The organism is Nocardioides mangrovicus (genome assembly GCF_003674065.1).
GTDB lineage: Bacteria > Actinomycetota > Actinomycetes > Propionibacteriales > Nocardioidaceae > Marmoricola > Marmoricola mangrovicus.
In genome coordinates, this window is the sequence record NZ_RDBE01000001.1 from 297,300 (window position 1) to 318,726 (window position 21,427).

The 21,427-nt window shown below is 73.4% G+C and carries 22 protein-coding genes; 14 read left to right on the forward strand and 8 right to left on the reverse strand.

Going from position 1 to position 21,427, the window contains the following annotated elements; translation table 11 throughout:
- Genes D9V37_RS01510 through D9V37_RS01520 form a run of 3 tightly spaced genes read right to left on the reverse strand, consistent with a single transcriptional unit; the run spans window position 1 to window position 2,527 of the window.
- Entirely contained in the window at window positions 1-1,164 is a 1,164-nt protein-coding gene (locus D9V37_RS01510) for an FAD-dependent oxidoreductase (RefSeq protein WP_121804355.1), read from the reverse strand.
- Window positions 1,161-2,018: an LLM class F420-dependent oxidoreductase gene (locus tag D9V37_RS01515; RefSeq protein ID WP_121804356.1), complete on the reverse strand. Its 858-nt coding sequence runs from the start codon at window positions 2,016-2,018 to the stop codon at window positions 1,161-1,163. The genes D9V37_RS01510 and D9V37_RS01515 overlap by 4 nt, the downstream gene beginning before the upstream one ends.
- Window positions 2,015-2,527, reverse strand: a complete 513-nt coding sequence (locus tag D9V37_RS01520; protein ID WP_232524676.1) for a MarR family winged helix-turn-helix transcriptional regulator — start codon at window positions 2,525-2,527, stop codon at window positions 2,015-2,017. The genes D9V37_RS01515 and D9V37_RS01520 overlap by 4 nt, the downstream gene beginning before the upstream one ends.
- Before the next feature lie 60 nt (window positions 2,528-2,587).
- On the opposite strand from D9V37_RS01520, the gene D9V37_RS01525 reads away from it, so the two are divergent.
- Complete coding sequence (locus D9V37_RS01525) at window positions 2,588-3,805, forward strand: MFS transporter (RefSeq protein WP_121804357.1); 1,218 nt, start codon at window positions 2,588-2,590, stop codon at window positions 3,803-3,805.
- A 4-nt stretch (window positions 3,806-3,809) separates the two neighbouring features.
- Window positions 3,810-4,613, forward strand: a complete 804-nt coding sequence (locus D9V37_RS01530) for a DUF2127 domain-containing protein (protein WP_121804358.1) — start codon at window positions 3,810-3,812, stop codon at window positions 4,611-4,613.
- Here D9V37_RS01530 and D9V37_RS01535 read toward each other — a convergent pair.
- Complete coding sequence (locus tag D9V37_RS01535) at window positions 4,582-5,889, reverse strand: citrate synthase (RefSeq protein WP_121804359.1); 1,308 nt, start codon at window positions 5,887-5,889, stop codon at window positions 4,582-4,584. The genes D9V37_RS01530 and D9V37_RS01535 overlap by 32 nt on opposite strands.
- Before the next feature lie 254 nt (window positions 5,890-6,143).
- On the opposite strand from D9V37_RS01535, the gene rplM reads away from it, so the two are divergent.
- The 3 genes from rplM to glmM are packed head-to-tail and all read left to right on the forward strand — an operon-like array spanning window position 6,144 to window position 8,469.
- Window positions 6,144-6,587 carry a 50S ribosomal protein L13 gene (gene rplM, locus D9V37_RS01540; RefSeq protein ID WP_121804360.1) on the forward strand — a complete coding sequence of 148 codons (444 nt, stop codon included), beginning with the start codon at window positions 6,144-6,146 and terminating at the stop codon, window positions 6,585-6,587.
- 22 nt (window positions 6,588-6,609) lie between these two features.
- On the forward strand, window positions 6,610-7,107 hold the full coding sequence (gene rpsI, locus D9V37_RS01545) for a 30S ribosomal protein S9 (RefSeq protein ID WP_121804361.1): 498 nt from the start codon (window positions 6,610-6,612) through the stop codon (window positions 7,105-7,107).
- Window positions 7,108-8,469 carry a phosphoglucosamine mutase gene (gene glmM, locus D9V37_RS01550; RefSeq protein ID WP_121804362.1) on the forward strand — a complete coding sequence of 454 codons (1,362 nt, stop codon included), beginning with the start codon at window positions 7,108-7,110 and terminating at the stop codon, window positions 8,467-8,469. It begins immediately after the preceding gene.
- A gap of 85 nt (window positions 8,470-8,554) precedes the next feature.
- Here glmM and D9V37_RS01555 read toward each other — a convergent pair whose 3' ends face one another.
- Window positions 8,555-9,961 (reverse strand): ankyrin repeat domain-containing protein, encoded by a 1,407-nt coding sequence (locus D9V37_RS01555; RefSeq protein WP_121804363.1) that lies wholly within the window; start codon window positions 9,959-9,961, stop codon window positions 8,555-8,557.
- A 148-nt stretch (window positions 9,962-10,109) separates the two neighbouring features.
- Between D9V37_RS01555 and D9V37_RS01560 the strand changes: the two genes are divergently transcribed.
- Window positions 10,110-11,150: a GNAT family N-acetyltransferase gene (locus tag D9V37_RS01560; RefSeq protein WP_121804364.1), complete on the forward strand. Its 1,041-nt coding sequence runs from the start codon at window positions 10,110-10,112 to the stop codon at window positions 11,148-11,150.
- Here the strand turns inward: D9V37_RS01560 and D9V37_RS01565 are convergent.
- Window positions 11,044-12,024: a DUF389 domain-containing protein gene (locus tag D9V37_RS01565; protein WP_121804904.1), complete on the reverse strand. Its 981-nt coding sequence runs from the start codon at window positions 12,022-12,024 to the stop codon at window positions 11,044-11,046. The two genes, D9V37_RS01560 and D9V37_RS01565, sit on opposite strands and share 107 nt — an antisense overlap.
- Window positions 12,024-12,974, reverse strand: a complete 951-nt coding sequence (coaA, locus tag D9V37_RS01570) for a type I pantothenate kinase (protein WP_121804365.1) — start codon at window positions 12,972-12,974, stop codon at window positions 12,024-12,026. The genes D9V37_RS01565 and coaA overlap by 1 nt, the downstream gene beginning before the upstream one ends.
- Before the next feature lie 41 nt (window positions 12,975-13,015).
- Between coaA and glmS the strand changes: the two genes are divergently transcribed.
- Window positions 13,016-14,860 carry a glutamine--fructose-6-phosphate transaminase (isomerizing) gene (glmS, locus tag D9V37_RS01575; RefSeq protein WP_121804366.1) on the forward strand — a complete coding sequence of 615 codons (1,845 nt, stop codon included), beginning with the start codon at window positions 13,016-13,018 and terminating at the stop codon, window positions 14,858-14,860.
- 10 nt (window positions 14,861-14,870) lie between these two features.
- Window positions 14,871-15,221, forward strand: a complete 351-nt coding sequence (locus D9V37_RS01580; protein ID WP_121804367.1) for a holo-ACP synthase — start codon at window positions 14,871-14,873, stop codon at window positions 15,219-15,221.
- A gap of 7 nt (window positions 15,222-15,228) precedes the next feature.
- Here the strand turns inward: D9V37_RS01580 and D9V37_RS01585 are convergent, their stop codons facing one another.
- Window positions 15,229-15,786 (reverse strand): hypothetical protein, encoded by a 558-nt coding sequence (locus tag D9V37_RS01585; RefSeq protein WP_121804368.1) that lies wholly within the window; start codon window positions 15,784-15,786, stop codon window positions 15,229-15,231.
- A 38-nt stretch (window positions 15,787-15,824) separates the two neighbouring features.
- On the opposite strand from D9V37_RS01585, the gene D9V37_RS01590 reads away from it, so the two are divergent.
- Genes D9V37_RS01590 through D9V37_RS01615 form a run of 6 tightly spaced genes read left to right on the forward strand, consistent with a single transcriptional unit; the run spans window position 15,825 to window position 21,296 of the window.
- A complete protein-coding gene (locus tag D9V37_RS01590; RefSeq protein ID WP_121804369.1) occupies window positions 15,825-17,207 on the forward strand; it encodes an NAD(P)H-hydrate dehydratase in 1,383 nt (460 codons plus the stop codon).
- Window positions 17,200-18,297, forward strand: coding sequence for an alanine racemase (gene alr / locus D9V37_RS01595; RefSeq protein ID WP_121804370.1), 1,098 nt, complete (start codon window positions 17,200-17,202; stop codon window positions 18,295-18,297). Before D9V37_RS01590 ends, alr begins: the two co-directional genes overlap by 8 nt.
- The gene (locus tag D9V37_RS01600) at window positions 18,294-19,352 is read left to right on the forward strand and encodes an alpha/beta fold hydrolase (protein ID WP_121804371.1); all 1,059 of its coding nucleotides are present in this window, start codon (window positions 18,294-18,296) and stop codon (window positions 19,350-19,352) included. The genes alr and D9V37_RS01600 overlap by 4 nt, the downstream gene beginning before the upstream one ends.
- Window positions 19,349-20,272, forward strand: coding sequence for a tRNA (adenosine(37)-N6)-threonylcarbamoyltransferase complex ATPase subunit type 1 TsaE (gene tsaE / locus D9V37_RS01605; protein ID WP_121804372.1), 924 nt, complete (start codon window positions 19,349-19,351; stop codon window positions 20,270-20,272). The genes D9V37_RS01600 and tsaE overlap by 4 nt, the downstream gene beginning before the upstream one ends.
- Window positions 20,272-20,880 carry a tRNA (adenosine(37)-N6)-threonylcarbamoyltransferase complex dimerization subunit type 1 TsaB gene (gene tsaB / locus D9V37_RS01610; RefSeq protein WP_198412313.1) on the forward strand — a complete coding sequence of 203 codons (609 nt, stop codon included), beginning with the start codon at window positions 20,272-20,274 and terminating at the stop codon, window positions 20,878-20,880. Before tsaE ends, tsaB begins: the two co-directional genes overlap by 1 nt.
- Window positions 20,877-21,296 carry a GNAT family N-acetyltransferase gene (locus D9V37_RS01615; protein WP_121804373.1) on the forward strand — a complete coding sequence of 140 codons (420 nt, stop codon included), beginning with the start codon at window positions 20,877-20,879 and terminating at the stop codon, window positions 21,294-21,296. Before tsaB ends, D9V37_RS01615 begins: the two co-directional genes overlap by 4 nt.
- Window positions 21,297-21,427 lie beyond the last annotated feature (131 nt).

Genomic DNA, 21,427 nt, shown 5'->3' on the forward strand with positions numbered 1-21,427 from the left:
CTAGAGGCCGACGCGGGTCCACGGCGACGTCCGGTCCCCGACCAGGGTCGCCACCGCCTGCGCCCGGATCCAGGGCACGCGGCCGACGGGTCCGGCCAGCAGGTCGCGCGGCGCCGCGAGGGCGTCGAGGTCGCTCTGGAAGGCCGGGACCATGGCGCGGGTCCACAGCCGGTACCAGCGCCAGTGCGCGGCGCGGCGGCGGGCGTAGGCGGCCAGCGCGCTGGCCAGCGGCTGGTCGCCGGTGAGCTCCTCGGCCAGCACCCAGGCGTCGGCCAGGGCCAGCGACGTCCCGGCTCCCAGCTGCGGGCTCATCGCGTGGGCGGCGTCGCCGACCAGCACCGCGGCAGCGCCCGCGGCGAGGCGGTACGGCGTGCTGACGGCGACGTCGCGGTACGTGGCCGGCAGCAGCGTCTCGACGTTCGCGAGCAGCGGTGAGTACCGCCCGGCGAAGCGGGCCGCCTCGGCGCGCCAACCCGCGGGGTCGCGGGCCGTCGCCGCAGCCGTGGGCACCGACCAGAACACCGAGGCCTGCCCGATGCCGGTGGGCAGCACGCCGAAGTAGCGGCGGGTGCCGTCGAAGCACTGGTGCAGCACGCTGCCGGCGACGCCCTCGGGGTCCTCGACCACGGCCCACAGGGCGCCGTAGCCGTACGCCCGGTCGCGCCGCGTGACGCCCAGGGCGGCCCGCACGACGCTGCGCGAGCCGTCGGCCCCGACCACCAGGTCGTAGGGACCCAGATCGCCGGCCCCGGTCTCCACCACCGCGCCGCCGGCGGCGGGCCGGACGCCGGTGACGGTGACTCCGGTGCGCACCCGCGCCGCGGAGCCGAGCAGCGCCCGGTGGAGCAGCGAGAACAGCGCGCCGCGGTTCACTCCGAGCGCTGGGGTGGCGCCGGGCAGGTCGGCGTAGCCGAAGTCCATCACCGTGCGGCCGGAGACGGTGACGCCCTCCACGCGGTCGACGGGCCGGGACACCGCTCGCAGGCCGTCGAGCAGGCCGAGCCGGTCGAGCACCTCCTGGCCCAGGTGCTGCAGCCAGATGCCCGCTCCGACCGGTCCGGGATCCGGCTCGCGCTCGAGCACCTCCACCTCGTGGCCGGCGTCGGCCAACAGCAGGGCCAGCGCGGGGCCGGCCGAGCCGAGCCCGACGACGGCGACCCTCATCCCAGCTCGCGCAGCCGGGGGAGCAGCTCGGTGCACGCCCGCTCGGTCCAGGCCACCGCGTCGTCGTGCGGCGGCGAGACCCAGACCTGCTCGACGCCGAGCGCCGCGTAGTCGGCCATGCGCGGCAGGAAGCCGCTGCCGAACGGGTCCTCGCCGGTGATGACCGTGCGCTGCACCTCGCCGGGGTCGCGCCCGACGTCGGCGCAGTGCCCGTCGAGCACCTCCAGCTTGTGCCGGACGGCGTCGGGGCCGAGGTCGAAGAGGTTGCAGGCGTCGGCGTACTGGGCGACCAGCCGCAGCGTCTTGCGCTCGCCGCTGCCACCGATCAGCACGCGAGGACCGCCGGGTCGTGCCGGGGCCGGGACGCACACCGTCTCGGCCAGCCGGTAGTGCTCGCCCTCGAAGGGTCCGTCGTCCTCGCTCCACATCTGACGGCAGATCCGCAGTGCCTCCTCCAGCCGCTCGAACCGCTCGGCGGTGGGCGGGAACGGCACCCCGAGACCCTGGTGCTCGCGCTCGTACCAGGCCGCGCCGATGCCGAGCACGGCCCGGCCGCCGGAGAGCACGTCGAGGGTGGTGACGACCTTGGCCAGCAGGCCGGGATGGCGGTAGGTGACGCCGGTGACCAGCAGTCCGAGCTCGATCCGCGAGGTGAGCGCGGCCAGGTAGCCCAGCGAGGTGTAGCCCTCGAGCATCGGCTCCGACGGGCCGCCGAGGTTCTCCATCTGGAACCAGTGGTCCATCATCGTCAGCGTCGTCACGCCACCCTCGTCGGCCACCTGCGCCACCGAGGCCAGCGTCTGCGCCAGCGGGGTGGGGTAGCTCAGGTCCGCGCAGTGGATCGCCAGCCTCATCGGGTCTCCTCGTCCTCGACGTACAGGGTCATCTTGCGCAGCAGCCGGTTGAGGGTGGCCAGCTCGCGTGCGGAGAGCACGCTGCCGACCTCGTCCTCGGCGCGGCCGCGCAGGTTCATCGCCCGGTTCCAGATGCGCATGCCCGCCCGGGTGATCTCGACGTCGACCCGGCGGCGGTCCTCGGTGCCCGGCACCCGCTTGAGCCAGCCCTTCTTCTCCAGCGAGTCCAGCCGCCCGGTCATCCCGGCGTTGGAGACGCCGGTCTCCTGGGCGAGCTCGCCCGGGGACGCGCGGCCCGGGGTCTCGCGGATCATCAGCCGGTGCAGGGTGTCGTACTCGAAGTCCTGCAGCCCGACCTCGGCCAGCGCCGCCTTCGTCGTCGCGCGCAGGTGGCGCACCAGCTGGTGCAGCCGGAACGTCATCGCCTCGATGCCGTCGTCGAAGTCGTCCTCGAGCACCCAGTGGTCGCGCCAGCGCTCCACGTGCAGGTCGGCGGCGTCCTTGGGCACGGCAGCAGCGTACCGGTGGTTAGTTGACGAATAGTTCGCTAGCGAACTACTTTCGGCCGGGTGAGCGACAGCCCGATCCGTCACCCGGCCTTCCGCCGGCTGGTGGCGGGTGCCTCGGTGAGCAGCCTGGGCAGCGGGGTCGCCCCGGTGGCGCTGGCCTTCGCGGTGCTCGACCTCGGCGGCGACGCCACGGACCTGGGCATCGTCGTCGGCCTCTACGCCCTGGCCGACGTAGCCGCCGTGGTGTTCGGCGGTGTCCTGGGCGACCGGTTGCCGCGCACCGTGATGATGGTGGGCTCCTCGGCCCTGGCCGCCGTCTCGCAGGGGGTCGCCGCCGCCTCGCTGATCGGCGGCTGGTCGAGCCTGCCGCTGCTGGCGGCGGTCGGCGTCGTCAACGGCGCCCTGGGGGCGCTCGGCAACCCCAGCTCCTCGGCCATCACGCCGCAGACCGTGCCGGCCGCCCTGCTCGCGCGCGCCATCGCCTGGCGGAGGATCGGGCAGAACCTGGGAGTCGTGGTGGGCGCGGGTCTGGCCGGGCTGCTGGTCGCCTGGGCCGGGAGCGGCTGGGCGCTCGCCCTCGACGCGGCCAGCTTCGCCTGGGCGGCCGCGTGCTTCGCGCGGATCCACGTGCCCGCGCTACCGGCCACGGTGCGCACCGGGCTGCTCGGCGAGGTCGCCGCCGGGTTCCGCGAGGTCATGCGGCACACCTGGCTGTGGGTGCTGATCGGCCAGGCCATGCTCTACCACCTGTTCTACGGCGGCGCCCAGGGCGTGCTCGGCCCGATCGTCGTCGGCCGCGAGCTGGGCCGGCCCGCCTGGGGCTACGCGCTCTCGGCGATGATGGTCGGCTTCGTCGTCGGTGGCCTGCTGTGCACCCGCTGGCGACCGGCCCGGCCCCTCTACGTCGGCACCTGGTTCCTCGGCCTCACCGCGGCGTTCCCGCTGGCCATGGCCTGGTCGGACCAGCTGCCGGTGGTGCTGGCCGGCGCCTTCGTGCACGGCTTCGGGCTCGAGGTCTTCAGCGTCGGCTGGGACCTCTCGATACAGGAGAACGTCGCCCCCGAGAAGCTGAGCCGGGTGTACTCCTTCGACATGATCGGCTCCTTCATCGCCCGACCGGTCGGTCTGGCGCTGACGGGCCCCGTGGCTGCGGGCGTCGGCTTCCACGCCTGGCTCGCGGTCGTCGGCCTGGTGCTGGCCGCCAGCGTGCTCGCGGCGGTGACGGTGCCCGACGTCCGCCGGCTTCAGCGTCGCGACAGCGAGCACGCCTACGCTTAGCGCTGTGGCGCGCCCGTTCGAGGACTTCGACTGGAACCTGCGTTCCTGCGGCCGGCACGGCCACGTGACGTACCGGCCCACCGAGGAGGCGCTGGCGCACCGGCTGACGGCCACCACCGAGGCGGGGGAGGCGTGGCGCTGCCTGCGCTGCGGCGACTTCGTCCTCGGCGCGCCCCACGGCTCGGGGCCGGCCGCCGACGCACCGCTGGTGCTGCGCGGACCGGCGCTGCGCGACGCCTTCATCTTGCGCCTGCTCGCCGTCGAGCGCTTCGTGCGCGGCCTGCTCCTGCTCGCGCTGGCCTACGGCATCTACCGCTTCAACGGCGCCCGCGACTCCCTGCAGCAGGTCTTCGACCGCTACCTGCCGGCCTTCCGCACGGCCGCCGACCGGGTCGGCATCGACCTGCAGAACACCGGCCCGGTGCGGTTGATCCAGCATGCGCTCGCGCTGCGCCACTCCACACTGATGCTGGTGGCGGCCGCGGTGCTCGCGTACGCGGCGCTGCAGCTCGGGGAGGGAACCGGGCTGTGGCTGATGAAACGGTGGGGGGAGTACCTGGCCGTCGTGGGCACGGGGATCTTCGTGCCGCTCGAGGTCTACGAGATCCTCGAGCGCGTCACCTGGCTGCGCGTGGCGGCGCTGCTGGTCAACGTCTTCGCCGTGGTCTACATCCTCTACACCAAGCGGCTCTTCGGCCTCCGCGGCGGCCGAGCGGCGTTCGAGGCCGAACGCCACTCGGCCTCGCTGCTGGAGGTCGAGTCGGCGGCGCTGGAACCTACTGGCCCCAGCGTTGCGATGCCGGGGTGAACTCCAGCCCGCGGTCGCCGGTGTAGATCTGCTTGGGCCGGGCGATCTTCTGGTCCTTGTCCTGGACCATCTCCAGCCACTGCGCCAGCCAGCCCGGCGTGCGCCCGATGGCGAACAGCACCGTGAACATCTCCGGCGGGAACTGGAAGGCCTCGTAGATCAGCCCGGAGTAGAAGTCGACGTTCGGGTACAGCTTGCGCTTGATGAAGTACTCGTCCTCGAGCGCGATCTTCTCCAGCTCCTGGGCGATCTCCAGCAGCGGGTTCACGCCGGTGACCTCGAAGACGTCGTCGCAGGCCTTCTTGATGATCTTCGCCCGCGGGTCGTAGTTCTTGTAGACCCGGTGGCCGAAGCCCATCAGCCGCTCGTTGCCGTCCTTCACGCCCTTGATGAAGTCGGGGATCTCCTCCTTCGACCCGATGCGGCGCAGCATGCGCAGCACGGCCTCGTTGGCGCCACCGTGCAGCGGGCCGTAGAGGGCGCCGATGCCGGCCGCGACCGCGGAGTACGGGTCGACCTGGGAGGAGCCGACGGAGCGGACCGCGTTGGTCGAGCAGTTCTGCTCGTGATCGGCGTGCAGGATGAGCAGCACGTCGAGGGCGTTGACCAGCCGCTCGTCGGGCTCGTACTTCTGCTCGCTCATCTTGAACAGCATCGAGAGGAAGTTGGCGGTGTAGGACAGGTCGTTGTCGGGGTAGACGTACGGCTTGCCCTGGCCGTGCCGGAACGCCCAGGCGCCCAGCGTCGGCATCTTCGCGATCATCCGCACGATCTGGATGTAGCGGTTGTCGGGGTCGGAGATGTTGGCCGACTCGGGGTAGAAGGTCGACAGCGCGCCGACAGAGGCCTCCAGCATGCCCATCGGGTGCCCGTCGTAGCGGAAGCCCTGCATGAAGCTCTTGACGTTCTCGTGCACGAACGTGTGGTAGGTGACGTCGTGCACCCACTGCTCGTACTCGGTCTTCGACGGCAGCGTCCCGTTGACGAGCAGGTAGGCCACCTCGAGGAAGCTGGACTGCTCCGCCAGCTGCTCGATCGGGTAGCCGCGGTACTCCAAGATCCCCTTCTCGCCGTCGATGTAGGTCACCGAGCTGCGACAGGAGGCGGTGTTGGTGAACCCCGGGTCGTAGGTGGCCAGACCGGGGGTGTCGTCGTCGGTCTTGATCTGACTGAGGTCACCGGCACGGATGGTGTTGTCGGTGATCGCGATCTCGTACTCCTGACCCGTACGGTTGTCGCGGACGGTCAGGGTGTCGCCGCTCGGCGCGTCGTTCACGAGGCATCTCCTTCTGGGAGGACTGCTCCCAACCTAATGCGCAGGGCGCAGGGGTGAACTGCCGGTCCGCGTTTTGACGCTCCCGCGGACCGGCCGGTACATTTGTCGGTCGCGTCCCCTGCCGCGCCGAGACTCCTCGCAGTGTCGGTGCAGACCCGGATGAGGTGAAGCCGGGCAGTGTTCGTCAGAGGCGCAGCTCCACCACCCGGGCGCAACTCCTGTGCCCGGGACCGACGAACGAGAAGGTCCGCTACGTGAGCACGTACTCACCCAAGCCCGGCGACATCCAGCGCCAGTGGCACGTCATCGACGCGAGCGACGTCGTCCTGGGCCGCCTCGCGGTCCAGGTCGCCAACCTGCTGCGCGGCAAGCACAAGCCGATGTTCGCCCCGCACGTCGACACCGGTGACTTCGTCATCGTCGTCAACGCCGCCAAGGTCGCGATCGCCGGTGACAAGAAGACCACCAAGAAGCTGTACCGGCACTCCGGCTACCCGGGTGGTCTGAGCTCGATCGCCGTCGGCGACCAGCTCGACAAGGACGCCCGCAAGGTCATCGAGCGGGCGGTCTGGGGCATGCTCCCCAAGAACCGCCTCGGTCGCCAGATGCTCAAGAAGCTCAAGGTCTACTCCGGCCCGGAGCACCCCCACCAGGCCCAGCAGGCACAGCCCTTCGAGATCACGCAGATCTCCCAGTAGACCCTGAAGCGAAGGCACACACATGACTGAGACCACCGAGTCCGAGGAGACCTTCACGGTCAACGAGGATGGCATCGCCTACTCCTCCGAGAGCGCGCCGAGCGCCGACGCTCCGGCCCGTCCCGCCACCATCGCCCCCGCCGCGGCCACCGGCCGCCGCAAGGAGGCCGTCGCCCGCGTCCGCCTGGTGCCCGGCACCGGCGAGTGGACGGTCAACGGCCGTGCGCTGGACTCCTACTTCCCGAACAAGCTGCACCAGCAGGTCGTCAACGAGCCCTTCGTGACCACCGACCTGGTCGGCCGCTTCGACGTCATCGCCCGCATCCACGGCGGCGGCATCACCGGTCAGGCCGGCGCGCTGCGCCTGGGCGTGGCGCGTGCGCTGAACGCGATCGACGTCGAGGCCAACCGCCCCTCGCTGAAGCGGGCCGGGCTCCTCACGCGCGACCCGCGCGTCATCGAGCGCAAGAAGGCCGGTCTGAAGAAGGCGCGCAAGGCTCCGCAGTTCTCCAAGCGGTAAGTGGCACGACTCTTCGGGACCGACGGGGTCCGGGGACTGGCGAACGGCGAGCTGACCGCCGAGCTGACCCTGGACCTCTCGGTCGCCGCGGCCCATGTGCTCGGCGAGGCCGGCGCGTTCGAGCACACCAGTGGATGGAACGGCCGGCCCTTCGCCGTCGTCGGCCGTGACACCCGGATCTCCGGGCAGTTCCTCGAGGCCGCGGTGGTGGCCGGGCTGGCCTCGGCCGGCGTCGACGTGCTGCTGCTCGGCGAGCTGCCCACCCCCGGCGTCGCCCACCTGACCGCGGCGCTCGGCGCCGACCTGGGCGTCATGCTCTCGGCCTCGCACAACCCGATGCCCGACAACGGGGTGAAGTTCTTCGCCCGCGGCGGGGTGAAGCTCGACGACACCCTCGAGGACGCCGTCGAGCAGCGCCTCGGCGAGCCCTGGCAGCGCCCCACCGGCGCGGCCGTGGGCCGGGTCAGCACGCACCCCACCGCCGTCGACGAGTACGCCGCCCACCTGGTCGGCACCCTCGACGCCCCGCTCGCCGGGTTGCGCGTCGTGCTCGACTGCGCCCAGGGCGCCGCGTCCGTCGTCGGCCCCCGGGCGCTGGCGAGCGCCGGCGCCGAGGTGATCGCGATCTGCGCCTCGCCCGACGGCCTCAACATCAACGACGGCTGCGGCTCGACCCACCTCGACGTGCTGCGCGCCGCCGTGATCGAGCACGGCGCCGACGCCGGGTTCGCCGTCGACGGCGACGCCGACCGCTGCCTGGCCGTGGACGCCGCCGGCGAGACGGTCGACGGCGACCAGCTGCTGGCGATCCTCGCGCTGGCGATGCGCGAGCAGCAGCAGCTGCGCGAGGACACCCTCGTCGTGACCGTCATGAGCAACCTCGGCCTGTTGACCGCGATGCGCGCGGCCGGCGTCACGGTGCGCACCACCGCGGTCGGCGACCGCTACGTGCTCGAGGCGATGCGGGCGGGCGGCTTCAACCTGGGCGGCGAGCAGTCCGGGCACGTGATCATGACCGACCACGCCACCACCGGCGACGGCCTGCTGGCCGCGCTGCACGTGCTGGAGCGGATGGCGCGCACCGGCTCCTCGCTGGCCGAGCTGGCCGGCGTGGTCACCCGGCTGCCGCAGGTGCTGGTCAACGTCCCCGGCGTCGACAAGGCCCGCGCCTCGCACGACCCGGAGGTCAGCGCGGCGGTCGCGCAGGCCGAGGCCGAGCTCGGTGAGCAGGGCCGGGTGCTGCTGCGCTCCTCCGGCACCGAGCCGCTGGTGCGGGTCATGGTCGAGGCCCCCACCGTCGAGCAGGCGCAGGACGTGGCCGACCGGTTGGCCGGGGTCGTGAAGGTGCGGCTGGGGTTGTAGGCCGGCGCGTCGCGGGGGTTTTGCCGGGCACCCGGCAAAACCCCCGGAAATTCGCTTCAGAAACGGTCGCGGAGACGAGTTCCGGTCAGTCGACGTCCGTTTCGAGCAGTTCCGCCAGCTCGGCGTGGCCGGCGTGGTCGGCCCAGCCCGCCGGGGTGGCGTCGAACCGCTCGTCACGCGCGGTCGTCGAGGCGCCGCGCTCGAGCAGCCAGCGGCACATCTCCTCATTGCCGCGTAGGGCCGCCTCGTGCAGGGCGGTGGTGCGCCAGCGGCCGGGGGTGCTGATGTCGTAGCCCAGCGCCACCAGGGCCTCGAGCGCTGCGACGCCGTGCAGCTCGGCGGCCAGCCGCATCGCGTCGGGGCGGCGGTCGGGGAGGCCGTCCACAGCCGGATGGCCGGGCTCCGCCGTGCCCGCGAGCGCGCGGCCGAGCGTCAGGTCGTCCTCGTCGAGGCCGGACGTGTCGGCGCCCGCGTCGGCGAGCAGGGCGGCACATTCGGTCTGGCCGCGGGTCACGGCCACCTCGTAGGCCGTCGCGTCACCCAGCACCGGGTGGTAGCCGCGGGTGTCGGGGGAGACGCCCGCGGCGAGCAGCAGACTCACCCGCTGCGCGAACCCCGCGGCGGCCGCCGAGCGCAGGTGCTCGCCCACCATCTGCGCCGGTGAGGGGTACGCCCGGCCGAGCCGGTCGCGCCACGGCGAGGGCCGCTCGTGCCCGGCGCCGTGGGAGAGCAGCGGCGGCAGGTGGCTGTCGTCGGGCTCGAAGGCGCGGTTGTAGAAGGCCTGGTTGTCGTTGGGGTCGGCTCCGGCGTCCAGCAGCATCGTGGCCAGCCACACCGCCTGCGGGTGCGGCGGCTCACCGCGCTCGCCGCCGCCCAGCACCCCGGTCAGGGCGGTGAACGGCGAGGGCATCCCCTGCCAGAGGAACCCGGCGTCCGGGTCGGCGCCGCGGTCGAGCAGCAGCCGCAGCGTGCCCACGGCGTCGGCCTGCGGCACGCGGGAGTAGCAGAGGTAGAGCAGCGGCACCCAGGCGTGCGGTCCGCCCTCGGCGCGCACCAGCGACGGGTCCGCGTCGAGCACTGCCGCCAGCTCGTCGGCGCGTCCCAGGGCGGCGAGCGTGTGCACGGTCGTCCGCGACGGCTCGGGCACCGGCTCGGCGAGCGGCTCGGTGTAGCTGAGCACCGCCGCGCGCAGGAACGCCTCGACGTCGTCGTCGGCGTCCGACGTCGGTGCCATCGGCCGGCTCAGCGCCTCGCGCTGCCGGACGTCGGCGACCAGGCGCGACCAGCCGGCGTAGCCGTGGGCGCGGGCGACGACGCGCTGGGCGCGGCTCAGGGTGACCGGACCCGCGCCGGGGTCGTACCGCTCGACCAGCGAGAGCGCTTGCGGGTCGCCGTCGTCGACGAGGCGGCGCAGCCGCTTGGCCCGCCGCTTGAGCCACTCCAGCGATGGGTGGTCCGGCAGCCGCCAGTGGGTGGGGTCGTGATCGGGCACGGTGGCCTCCTTCGCGTCAGGTCCCGATGTCCGCGTGCTCGGGGCGAAAGAGGGGTGTGCAGGGTGAGCTGGTGCTGCTCAGGTGGGCTGAGCCCTGTCCGCGGACCGGAGGCGACCTGTGCGCCGCGGCCAGCATAGCCTCGCCGACATGCAGATCAGCGAGGTCGATCCACGCGACGGGGAGCTGCTGCGGGCCTGGCACGACACCTACGCCACCGCCGCTTCCCACGAACGGCCGTACGCGGTGCCGTGGCAGTACGAGGAGATCCGCGCCGAGCTGCTCGAGCCCGGTCTTCGCCGCCGCTACTCGGTGCACGCCGGGGTCGTCGACGGCGAGATGGTCGCGGTCGGTGAGCTGTCGCTGCCCCAGCTGGACAACACCACCTCGGCCTCGCTCAACCTCGGCACGCGCCCCGGCCGCCGCCGCCACGGGTACGGCGCGGCGATGCTCGAGCACCTGGAGGCGCTCGCGGGCGCGGCCGGCCGCACGCTGCTCAACGCCGAGATCTCCTACCCCTATGACGCGTCGACCAGCGCCGACCTGGACTTCGCCACCCGCCGTGGGTACGTCGTGGGCATCGGCGACGTGATGCGCGTGCTCGACCTGCCCGCCGACGACGAGTCCCTCGACCGCCTGGCCGCGGAGGCGGCGCCGCACCACGAGGCCTACGAGCTGCGCAGCTACGAGGGCCCGCTGCCCGACGACGTCGTCGGGTCGTTCGCCGCGCTCAACGCCCTGCTGGAGGTCGAGGCGCCCACCGGCGAGCTGGAGAAGGAGGCGATGAGCCCCGACGTCGCGGCGCTGCGCGAGGAGGAGCGCGTCCGCACCGCGCAGGGCCGCAGCTGGACCACGACACTGGCGCTGCAGGGCGACGAGGTGGTCGCGCTGACCGTGATGGGCACCAGCGTGCACGAGCCGCACCGCTGCTACCAGTGGGGGACGCTGGTCTCCCGCGCCCACCGCGGGCACCGGCTGGGAGCGGCGGTGAAGGTGGCGAACCTGCGTGCCTTCGCCCGCGAGCACCCTGCGGCGCGGACCGTGTTCACCTGGAACGCGGAGGTGAACAGCCACATGGTCGGCATCAACGAGCAGTTGGGCTTCCGCCCCGTCGAGCGCCTCGCAGAGCTCCAGAAGCGGACCGGGGGACCCCGACCCGCGACCACACCGCCCGCTGCACCACCATCGTGAGGGTGCCCGCGAGCACCAGCCCGGCGACGTTGATGCCGAGCTGGACCACCGCGGACCCCACCTCCGACCACACGCCGGCGGCCAGGCACACCGCGGCGGTCCCGACGGCCGGAATGGTCGTGATCGAGATGAACACCCCCACCAGCGGTCCGGACTTGTTGGTCGTCAGCGACACGGTGCCCGCGACCCCGGCCAGGCAGGCGACGACGAAGGACCAGCCGTCGGGCTTGACGATGAAGTCGGTCAGCGCGCCCGTCGAGGCGTCGTGCCGGCTGAAGGCCCCGGCGGCGTAGGCCACGGCCCAGGCGGCGGTGGAGACCGCCACCGCCGCCCCGAAGCCGACGACGAGCGCGAGCACGGCCCGCGGCAGCAGCGCCGGACGCGGCCGGGCCAGGGCGAAGCAGATCGCCGCGATCGGGGAGAACTCCGGGCCCACCACCATCGCCCCCACGATCAAGATGGGCTGGTCGAGGATGCGGCCGGCGCCGGCGATGAGCGCGGCCAACGTCATGAACACCAAGAACACCCAGGTCACCCGCGACTCCGAGCGCAGCCGCTGCTCCACGGCGTCCCACACCACGCCGTCGTCGGGGGCGCCGGGCGCAGCACGCTCGGCGCGGTCGGCCTCGTCGCTGAGCACGGTGTCGAGCGGCAGCAGGGCGATCGACCCCTCCCGCTCCAGGCCGAGCTCCTTGAGCCGGCCCACCACCACGCTGGCGTTCTCGCGCGCGACGTCGGCGAGCACGAGGCAGCCCGCGGGCTTGCGGAACGCCTCGGGCACGACCGCGACGTTGGTGACGGTGTCGTCGTCGCACAGCAGGCCGACCACCTGGTCGGTCAGCGGTGTGGGGACGCGCAGCTCGAGGTGGAGCATCACAGCTTCCGCAGCCGCACGTAGCGCACCGAGTGGTCGGAGTCCTTGCGCAGCACCAGGGTCGCGCGCGAGCGGGTGGGCCGGATGTTCTCGCGCAGGTTGGGCCCGTTGATCGACGACCACAGCCGGGTCGCCTCCAGCACCGCCTCCTCGTCGCTGAGCCCGGCGTACTTGGCGAAGTAGGAGGCCGGGTCGCGGAACGCGGTCTCGCGCAGCCGCAGGAAGCGCTCGGTGTACCAGTGCTTGATGTCGCTCTCGGCGGCGTCGACGTACACCGAGAAGTCGAAGAAGTCGCTCACCGCCAGGCCCGAGCGGCCGTCGGCCTGCACCCGGGCGGGCTGCAGCACGTTGAGGCCCTCGACGATGACGACGTCGGGATGGCGTACGACCACCTGCTCGTCGGGCACGACGTCGTAGACCAGGTGGGAGTAGGTCGGCGCCGGCACCTCGTCCTTGCCGGACTTGATGTCGACGACGAACGAGAGCAGCGCCCTGCGGTCGTAGGACTCCGGGAAGCCCTTGCGGTGCAAGATGCCGCGACGCTCGAGCTCGGCGTTCGGCAGCAGGAACCCGTCGGTGGTGACCAGGGCGACCGAGGGGTGCTCGGGCCAGTGCGCCAGCATCTGCTGCAGCACGCGGGCGGTGGTGGACTTGCCCACCGCCACCGAGCCCGCCAGCCCGATCACGAACGGGGTCCTCGGCGGCTGCGGCCGGCGGAGGAACTCCTCCTGGGCACGGTGCAGCGCACCCCGGGCGCGCACGTGGAGGCTCAGGAGCCGCGACAGGGGCAGGTAGACCTGCTCGACCTCGTGGAGGTCCAGCTGGTCGCCGAGCCCGCGCACCTGCTCGATCTCCGGGGCCGAGAGCGGCGCGACGCCATGATCCCCGTCGGCCAGCGCGGCCCAGGCGGTCCGGTCGAGCTCGACGTACGGCGAGAGCTCGTGCGTCATGGCGACGATTGTGGCCTACGGGGCTCTCTACACTCGTGCCCATGTGCGGAATCGTCGGTTACGTCGGTCAACGGCAGGCTCGCGACGTCGTCGTCGAGGGCCTGCGGCGCATGGAGTACCGCGGCTACGACTCGGCCGGCATCGCGGTGGTCGCCGACGGCGCGATCGCCGCCGACAAGCGCGCGGGCAAGCTGGCCAACCTGGAGAAGGCCATCGGGGAGCAGCCGCTGCCGGCCTCGACCACGGGCATCGGCCACACCCGCTGGGCCACGCACGGCGGGCCCACCGACCGCAACGCCCACCCGCACCTGGGCCCGGCCGGCCGCGTGGCGCTGGTGCACAACGGCATCGTCGAGAACTTCGCGCGGCTGCGCGAGGAGCTGCTGGCCGAGGGCGTCGAGCAGCTCTCCGACACCGACACCGAGATCGCGGTCCAGCTGGTAGAGCGCGCCGTGGTGGCCGGCTCCGACCTGACCACGGCGATGCAGCAGGTGTGTCGTCGGCTCGAGGGCGCCTTCACGCTGGTGGCCGTCGACGCCGAGGACCCCGACCGCGTCGTGGCGGCGCGTCGTAACTCCCCGCTGGTGGTCGGCCTGGGGGAGGGAGAGAACTTCCTCGGTTCCGACGTCGCCGCGTTCATCGAGCACACCCGCGACGCGCTCGAGCTGGGCCAGGACCAGGTCGTCACCCTCACCCGCGACGAGGTCGTCGTCACCGACTTCGACGGCGGCGCGGCGCAGGGCACCGCCTACCACGTCGACTGGGACCTCTCCGCGGCCGAGAAGGACGGCTACGACTGGTTCATGCGCAAGGAGATCTTCGAACAGCCGCGAGCCGTGGCCGACTCGCTGCTGGGCCGCCACACCGACGCCGGTCGGCTGCAGCTGGACGAGCTGCGCCTCTCCGAGGAGGACCTGCGCGAGATCGACCGCATCATCATCATCGGCTGCGGCACCGCGGGCTACGCCGGCCTGGTGGCCAAGTACGCCATCGAGCACTGGACCCGCATCCCCTGCGAGGTCGAGCTCTCCCACGAGTTCCGCTACCGCGACCCGATCCTCACCCGCAACACCCTGGTCGTCGCGATCAGCCAGTCCGGCGAGACCGCCGACACCCTCATGGCCATCCGGCACGCCCGCGAGCAGCGGGCCAAGGTGCTGGCGATCTGCAACACCAACGGCTCCACCATCCCGCGCGAGTCCGACGCCGTCATCTACACCCACGCCGGTCCCGAGATCGGCGTCGCCTCCACCAAGGGCTTCTTGACCCAGATGGTGGCCTGCTACCTGCTCGGGCTCTACCTGGCGCAGGTGCGAGGCACGATGTACGGCGACGAGATCGCCGCCATCGTCACCGAGCTGGAGCGCGTGCCCGGCCACGTGCAGGCGGTGCTCGACGGCGCCGAGGAGGTCTACGCCCTCGCCCGCGAGCTCGAGGCCGCCCGGGCGGTGCTGTTCCTGGGCCGCCACGCCGGCTTCCCGGTGGCGCTGGAGGGGGCGCTCAAGCTCAAGGAGCTGGCCTACATCCACGCCGAGGGGTTCGCCGCCGGCGAGCTCAAGCACGGTCCGATCGCGCTCGTGGAGGACCGGCTGCCGGTGTTCTGCGTCATCCCCCCGCGAGGCCGCGACCAGCTCCACGACAAGATGGTCAGCGCCATCCAGGAGGTCCGCGCCCGCGGCGCGCGCACCCTGGTGCTCGCCGAGAACGGCGACGAGGACGTCGTGCCCTACGCCGACACGCTGCTGCGGCTGCCGCGGGTGCCGACCCTGCTGCAGCCGCTGGTCGCCGTGGTGCCGCTGCAGCTGTTCGCCTGCGAGCTGGCCACGCTGAAGGGCCACGACGTCGACCAGCCGCGCAACCTGGCCAAGTCCGTCACGGTCGAGTAGCGATGCCCGCATGATCGTGGGCGTCGGCATCGACGTCGTGGACGTCGAGCGCTTCGCGGAGTCGCTCGAGCGCACCCCGCGGCTCTCCGAGCGCCTCTTCACCCCGGCCGAGGCGGCACTGCCGCTGAACTCGCTGGCCGCACGGTTCGCCGCGAAGGAGGCGCTGGCCAAGTCGCTCGGCGCTCCCGGCAACCTGGAGTGGCACCACGCCGAGGTGGTCAAGGAGGTCTCCGGGCGCCCGCTGCTGGCGCTCTCGGGCACGGTGCTCGCCCGCGCCGACGAGCTCGGCGTCACCAGCGTCCACCTCTCGCTGTCGCACGACGCCGGCATCGCCAGTGCCGTGGTGGTGCTCGAGGGCTGAGGACCGCTCAGGAGCGGGTGGCGGCGAGCTCGTAGTCGATCTGGTAGCCACCGTGGTCGACGTCGTGCACGACCTGCACGAGCACGGCGACCCGGCCCGCGGCGCCGCGCAGGACGCTGCTCCCGGTGACCTGTGCCGGGTCGATGCCCAGCACGCCCGCCTGTGACCGGACGGCCGCGACCGCCTCGTCCGCGCTGTCGTAGTGGGCGAGCACCAGCAGGTACGCCGGCTCGGCACCCTGGACGCGGGGATGCGGACGGCCCACGGGCGCGGTGGTGGCGGTGACCTGGAAGGCGGGCGTGTGCAGCACACCCCCGGGCAGCCGGACGGTCGCGGGGACGGGCGCCTCCTGCGGTGCGTAGTACAGGGTGCGCGTGCGGCCACCGAGACCGACCGCCTGCCTGGGGTCGCTGCCGGTCAGGTCGAGGTCGACGCGCTGCACCGCCGCGCTCGGGTCGGAGGTGCCGCCGAAGGTGAGCGTCCCCTCACGCTTCGGCGGATGATCGCCGGCCGAGCACCCGGCCGCGACCAGCAAGCAGCACAGGACACCCGGGACCAGCCGCATCCGACGACCCTCGCACACGGGCCGGGATAATCGGGACGGTGAGACGCGCCCACACCGTGGACCAGGTCAGGTCGGCCGAGGCCGAGCTGATGGCGAGGCTGCCCGGAGGTGCGCTCATGCAGCGCGCGGCCGCCGGTCTGGCCGCGGCGGTCGCCGACCTGCTCGGCACGTCCTACGGCGCCCGGGTGCTGCTCCTGGTCGGCGGTGGCGACAACGGTGGCGACGCTCTCTACGCGGGCGTGCTGCTGGCGCGCCGAGGGGTGCCGGTCGAGGTGGTGCGGCTCTCCGAGCACGTGCACGAGGCCGGGCTGGCGGCGCTGCGCGCTGTCGGCGGCCGGGTGGTCGCCGTCGGTGAGGCCCACCGGCCCGACCTGGTCGTCGACGGCATCGTCGGCATCGGCGGGCGCCCGGGACTCAGCGAGCGGGCCGTCGAGGCGCTGGGGCTGTTCCCCGACGTGCCGGTGGTGGCGGTGGACACGCCCTCGGGCGTCGACGTCGACACCGGCCGGCTCGACGGCGCCCACGTGAGCGCGGCGGTGACGGTGACCTTCGGCACCCACAAGGTGGCGCACCTGGTGGACCCCGCCGCCGAGGCCTGCGGCGTGGTGCACCTGGTCGACATCGGGCTCGATCTCCCCGACGCCGCGGTCACCGCCCTGCAGGCCGACGACGTACGCCGGCTGCTGCGCGTGCCCGGCCCGTTCGACCACAAGTACACGCGCGGCGTGGTCGGTGTGCGCGCCGGCTCCGAGCGGTACCCCGGCGCTGCCGTGCTGTGCACCTCGGGTGCGGCCTGCGGCATGGCCGGCATGGTGCGCTACGTCGGCTCCGCCGCCGACGCCGTCCGCGCGCGGCACCCCGAGATCGTCGTCGGCGAGGGCCGGGTGCAGGCCTGGGTGGTCGGCTCCGGCGGGTCCGGCGACGCCGAGCAGGCGCTGGTCGAGAGCCTCGCCGACGGGGTCCCCGTGGTCGCCGACGCCGACGCGATCCAGCACGTGCGGCAGCACCGCAGCGACGACCTCGTGCTCACCCCGCACGCCGGTGAGCTGGCGCGGCTGCTCGACGTGGAGCGGACCGAGGTCGAGGCGAACCAGCTCGAGTACGCCAAGCGGGCCGCCGGCGAGCTGTGGTGCGTGGTGGCGCTCAAGGGCCGGCGGACGCTGGTGGTCGCGCCCGACGGCCGCGTGCGCTCCAACGGCACGGGTGTGCCGTGGCTGGGCACGGCCGGTGCGGGCGACGTGCTGGCGGGCCTCGTCGGTGCCCTCGTCGCGAGCGGCCTCGACGGCTTCGACGCCGCCTCGGCCGCGGTCTGGCTGCACGGGGCGGCCGCCGCCGAGGCCTCGGCCGGCGGCCCGATCGTCGCGAGTGACGTCGCCGCGGCCCTGCCCGGCGTGATCCGCGACCTGGTGAGCGATGGCTGAGATCCTCGTCGACCTCGACGCGGTGCGGCACAACGTCGCGCGGCTGCGCGAGGTGGTGGCCCCGGCGCAGCTGATGGTGGTGGTCAAGGCCGACGGCTACGGGCACGGGATGGTGGCCGTCGCCCGCGCCGCCCGGGAGGCCGGGGCCGACTGGCTGGCGGTGGCCACGCCCGACGAGGCGGTCGCGCTGCGGGGCGCGGGCGACGAGGGTCCGCTGCTGTGCTGGCTGGCCACGCCCGACCAGGACTACCGACCGGCCGTACGCTTCGGGGTCACGCTCACCGCCTACGACGTGGCGCAGCTCGGGCGGATCGTGGCCGCGGGCGCCACCGACGTGCAGCTGAAGGTCGACACCGGGCTCTCGCGCGGCGGCTCGACGCTCGCGTCGTGGGCGGGGCTGGTCTCCCAGGCGCGCGACCTGGCGGTGAGCGTCAGCGGGGTCTGGTCGCACCTGGCCTGCTCCGACGAGCCCGAGCACCCCGCCAACGACGCCCAGGAGCAGGCGTTCCGCGAGGCCCTGGCCACGGCCGAGGAGCTCGGCGTCGACCCCGGTCTGCGGCACCTGGCCAACTCCGCGGCCGCGCTGCTGCGCCCCGGCTCCCGGTTCGACGCCGTCCGGGTCGGCATCGCCACCTACGGCCTGACCCCCGCGCCGCAGGTGGCCAGCAGCGCCGACCTCGGGCTGCGGCCCGCGATGACGGTGCGCACCGAGCTGGCGCTGGTCAAGCCGATCGTGGCGGGTGCCGGCGTCTCCTACGGCCACACCTTCGTCGCCGACCGGCCGATGGAGGTCGCCGTGGTGCCGCTCGGCTACGGCGACGGCGTGCCCCGCCACGCCAGCAGCCGTGCCGAGGTGCTGGTGCGCGGATCGCGCTGCCCGGTGCTCGGCCGGGTCTGCATGGACCAGCTGGTCGTCGACGTCACCGGGCTCGGTGCGAGGGCCGGCGACGAGGTGGTGCTCTTCGGGCCGGGCGACGCCGGGGAACCCCTGGCTCAGGACTGGGCCGAGGCGTGCGGGACCATCTCCTACGAGATCGTCACGCGGATCGGCGGCACGCGCGTCGACCGCGCCTACCGAGGAGTGCGGTGAACACCTGGGCCAAGCGGGCTCTCGGCCTCGGCGCAGCCGGCCTCGCGGCAGCCTCCGCGGCCGTGGTGGTCGAGCGTCGGGTCGTCAAGGCGCGCCGGCTCGGCGCCGAGGCGGTCGAGGACTACAAGGCGCTGCGCTCGCCCGCGATCGAGGTCAAGGCCGGCGACGGGACCCTGCTGCACGCCGAGGTCGACGAGATCGCGCCGTACGCCAGCGGCGCGCGCCCGGACCCGCGCCGGCCCACCGTCGTCTTCGTGCACGGGTACGCGCTCAACCTCGACTGCTGGCACTTCCAGCGCAAGGCGATGCGCGGGCGTCACCGGATGGTGTTCTACGACCAGCGCTCCCACGGCCGGTCGGGCCGCTCGCCGCGCGAGCACGCCACCATCGAGCAGCTGGGCGACGACCTGGCCACCGTCATCGCCGAGCTCGTCCCCGACGGCGACGTCGTGCTGGTGGGTCACTCGATGGGCGGGATGAGCATCATGACGTTCGCCGAGCGTCACCCCGAGGTCTTCGCCGAGCGGGTGCGCGGCGTCGGGCTGATCGCCACCACGGCCGGCGGGCTGCGACCTCACCGGGCGCTGAGCCCGTTCATCCCCGACAAGCTGGGCGACATGGTCGCCCCGCGACTGGTGACCGCCCTGGCCAACGCCCCCGAGCTGGTGGACTCGGCCCGTGCCCGCGGCTCCAACATCGGCTTCCTGGTGGCCGACCGGTTCGCCTTCGGCCGGGAGGCCCCGGCCACGCAGGTCGAGTTCCTCGACGAGATGCTCGCCGGGACGCCCATCCAGGTGCTGGCCGAGTTCTTCCCGGGGTTCCGGACGCTGAACAAGTTCGACGTGCTCGGTACGTTCTCGACCGTGCCCACCACCATCATCTGCGGCACCAAGGACAAGCTGACCTCGCTGGGCCACAGCCGCAAGATGGCGGCCCGGATCGAGGGTGCCCGGCTGCTCGAGGTGCCTGACGCCGGCCACATGGTGATCTTCGAGGCGGCCGACCTGGTCAACACCGCCCTCGAGCAGCTGTTCACGGCGGCGTTGCGGCGATGAGGGTCGACCTCGTGGGCCCCGAGCGGGCAGCCGACGTGCTCGCCGTCATCCACGACGCCTTCGGCGACCGGCCGCCGCTCGACCCCCCGGCGACGGCCACCGACGAGACGTGGGAAAGCGTGCGCGACTCCCTCGCCGCGCACGGCGGTCTGCTCGGCGAGGTCGACGGCGAGCCCGTGGCGACCCTGCTCTTCGAGCCCGAGCCCGAGCAGTCGGCGCCTCGAGCCCCCCGCCTGCTCGGGCTACGACGCGTCGGCACCCTCAAGCAGGGTCGCGGCACCGGCGTCGCCCAGGCACTGGTCGCGGCGGCCGAGGAGGAGGCCGCCCGCCGCGGCTTCGCCGGCGTCCGCCTGATGGCCCGCGCCGAGCTGCCGGCCACCGTCCGGTTCTGGAACCGGCTCGGGTACGCCGAGGCCGGCCGGGAGGGTCCGCGGCTCTACCTCCGCAAGATGCTGCCGCTGCGCCTGGACCTGCCCACGGCCGACGACACCCGTGCGCTGGGCGGTCGGCTCGGCGGCGTGCTGCGCTCCGGCGACCTCGTCATCCTCACCGGCGACCTGGGCGCCGGGAAGACGACGCTCACCCAGGGGCTGGCCGACGCGCTCGGTGTCGCCGGGCACGTCACCTCGCCCACGTTCGTCATCTCCCGGGTGCACCGCGCCACCGCCGAGGGCCCCGACCTGGTGCACGTCGACGCCTACCGGCTGGGCTCCGGCGCCGAGCTCGACGACCTCGACCTGGACACCGACACCGACCGCGCCGTCACCGTCGTGGAGTGGGGCGAGGGGCTGGCCGAGGTGCTGGCCGACGACCGGCTCGAGGTGGCCCTCGCGCGCGACGAGGACGACGTGCGCCACGCCGTGGTGACGCCGGTCGGCCCACGCTGGTTCGACACCGACCTGCGAGCCCTGGAGGCCTGATGCTCCTCGCCTTCGACACCGCGACCGCACGCGTCACCGTCGCGCTCCACGACGGGGAGCAGGTCGTGGCCACCTTCACCGCCGACGAGCAGATGCGCCACGGCGAGATGCTCGCCCCCGGCATCGCCTCGGTGCTCGAGCAGGCCGGCGCCATCACCACCGACGTCACGGCGGTAGCGGTCGGTGTGGGGCCGGGGCCGTTCACCGGGCTGCGGGTCGGCCTGGTCACGGCGCGCACGATGTCGCTGGCGCTGGGCATCCCCGTCTACGGGGTCTGCACCCTCGACGTGCTCGCGGCCGAGGCGGTCGACGGCGGCCTCTCGGACTTCGTCGTCGCCTCCGACGCCCGCCGCAAGGAGGTCTACCTCGCGCGCTACGTCGACGGCGCGCGCCACGACGAGCCGGCGGTGCTCAGTCCCGCGACGGCGGCCACCGACGAGCCGGTGGTGGGCCGGGGGGCGGTGCTCTACCCCGAGGCGTTCCCCGACGCGCGGCGACCGGAGCTGCCAAGCGCGGCCGTCCTGTGCGATCTGGTGGTGGCCGAGCGCTACCCGCTGGTCGACCCCGAGCCGATGTACCTGCGCCGCCCCGACGCCGCGCCGCGATGAGCATCCGGGCCGCCGGCCCCGACGACGTCGACCGGCTGCTGGCGCTCGAGGAGGACGCGTTCGGCCGCGAGGCGTGGTCGCATCGGCTGGTGCGCGAGGCGCTGCCGTACGCGCTGGTCGGCGACGGCCCCGACCTCGGCTGGGCGGTGCTCAGCGTCGCCGGCGAGGTCGCCGACCTGCAGCGCATCGCCGCCGGGGTGCGCCGCACCGGCACCGGCACCCGGCTGCTGGCCGCCGCGCTGGGATCGGCCCGCGACGCCGGCGCCGAGCGGGTGCTGCTGGAGGTCCGCGAGGACAACGAGGCCGGCCGCGCGTTCTACGCCGCGGCCGGCTTCGTGGAGATCGACCGGCGGCGGGGGTACTACCGCGACGGGGTCGATGCGCTGGTGCTGGAGCTGGTGCTCGCCGCTGGTTGAGGAGGCGCGCTGGCGCCGTCTCGAGACCGAGGCCCCTACGGCTCGCTCAGCTCCGCTGGTCTTCCGGCTCGTGCCCCTGGTTCAGACCAACCCGCTGTTGCTCGGGCTGCTTCTACCGGTCTGCGCCGTGG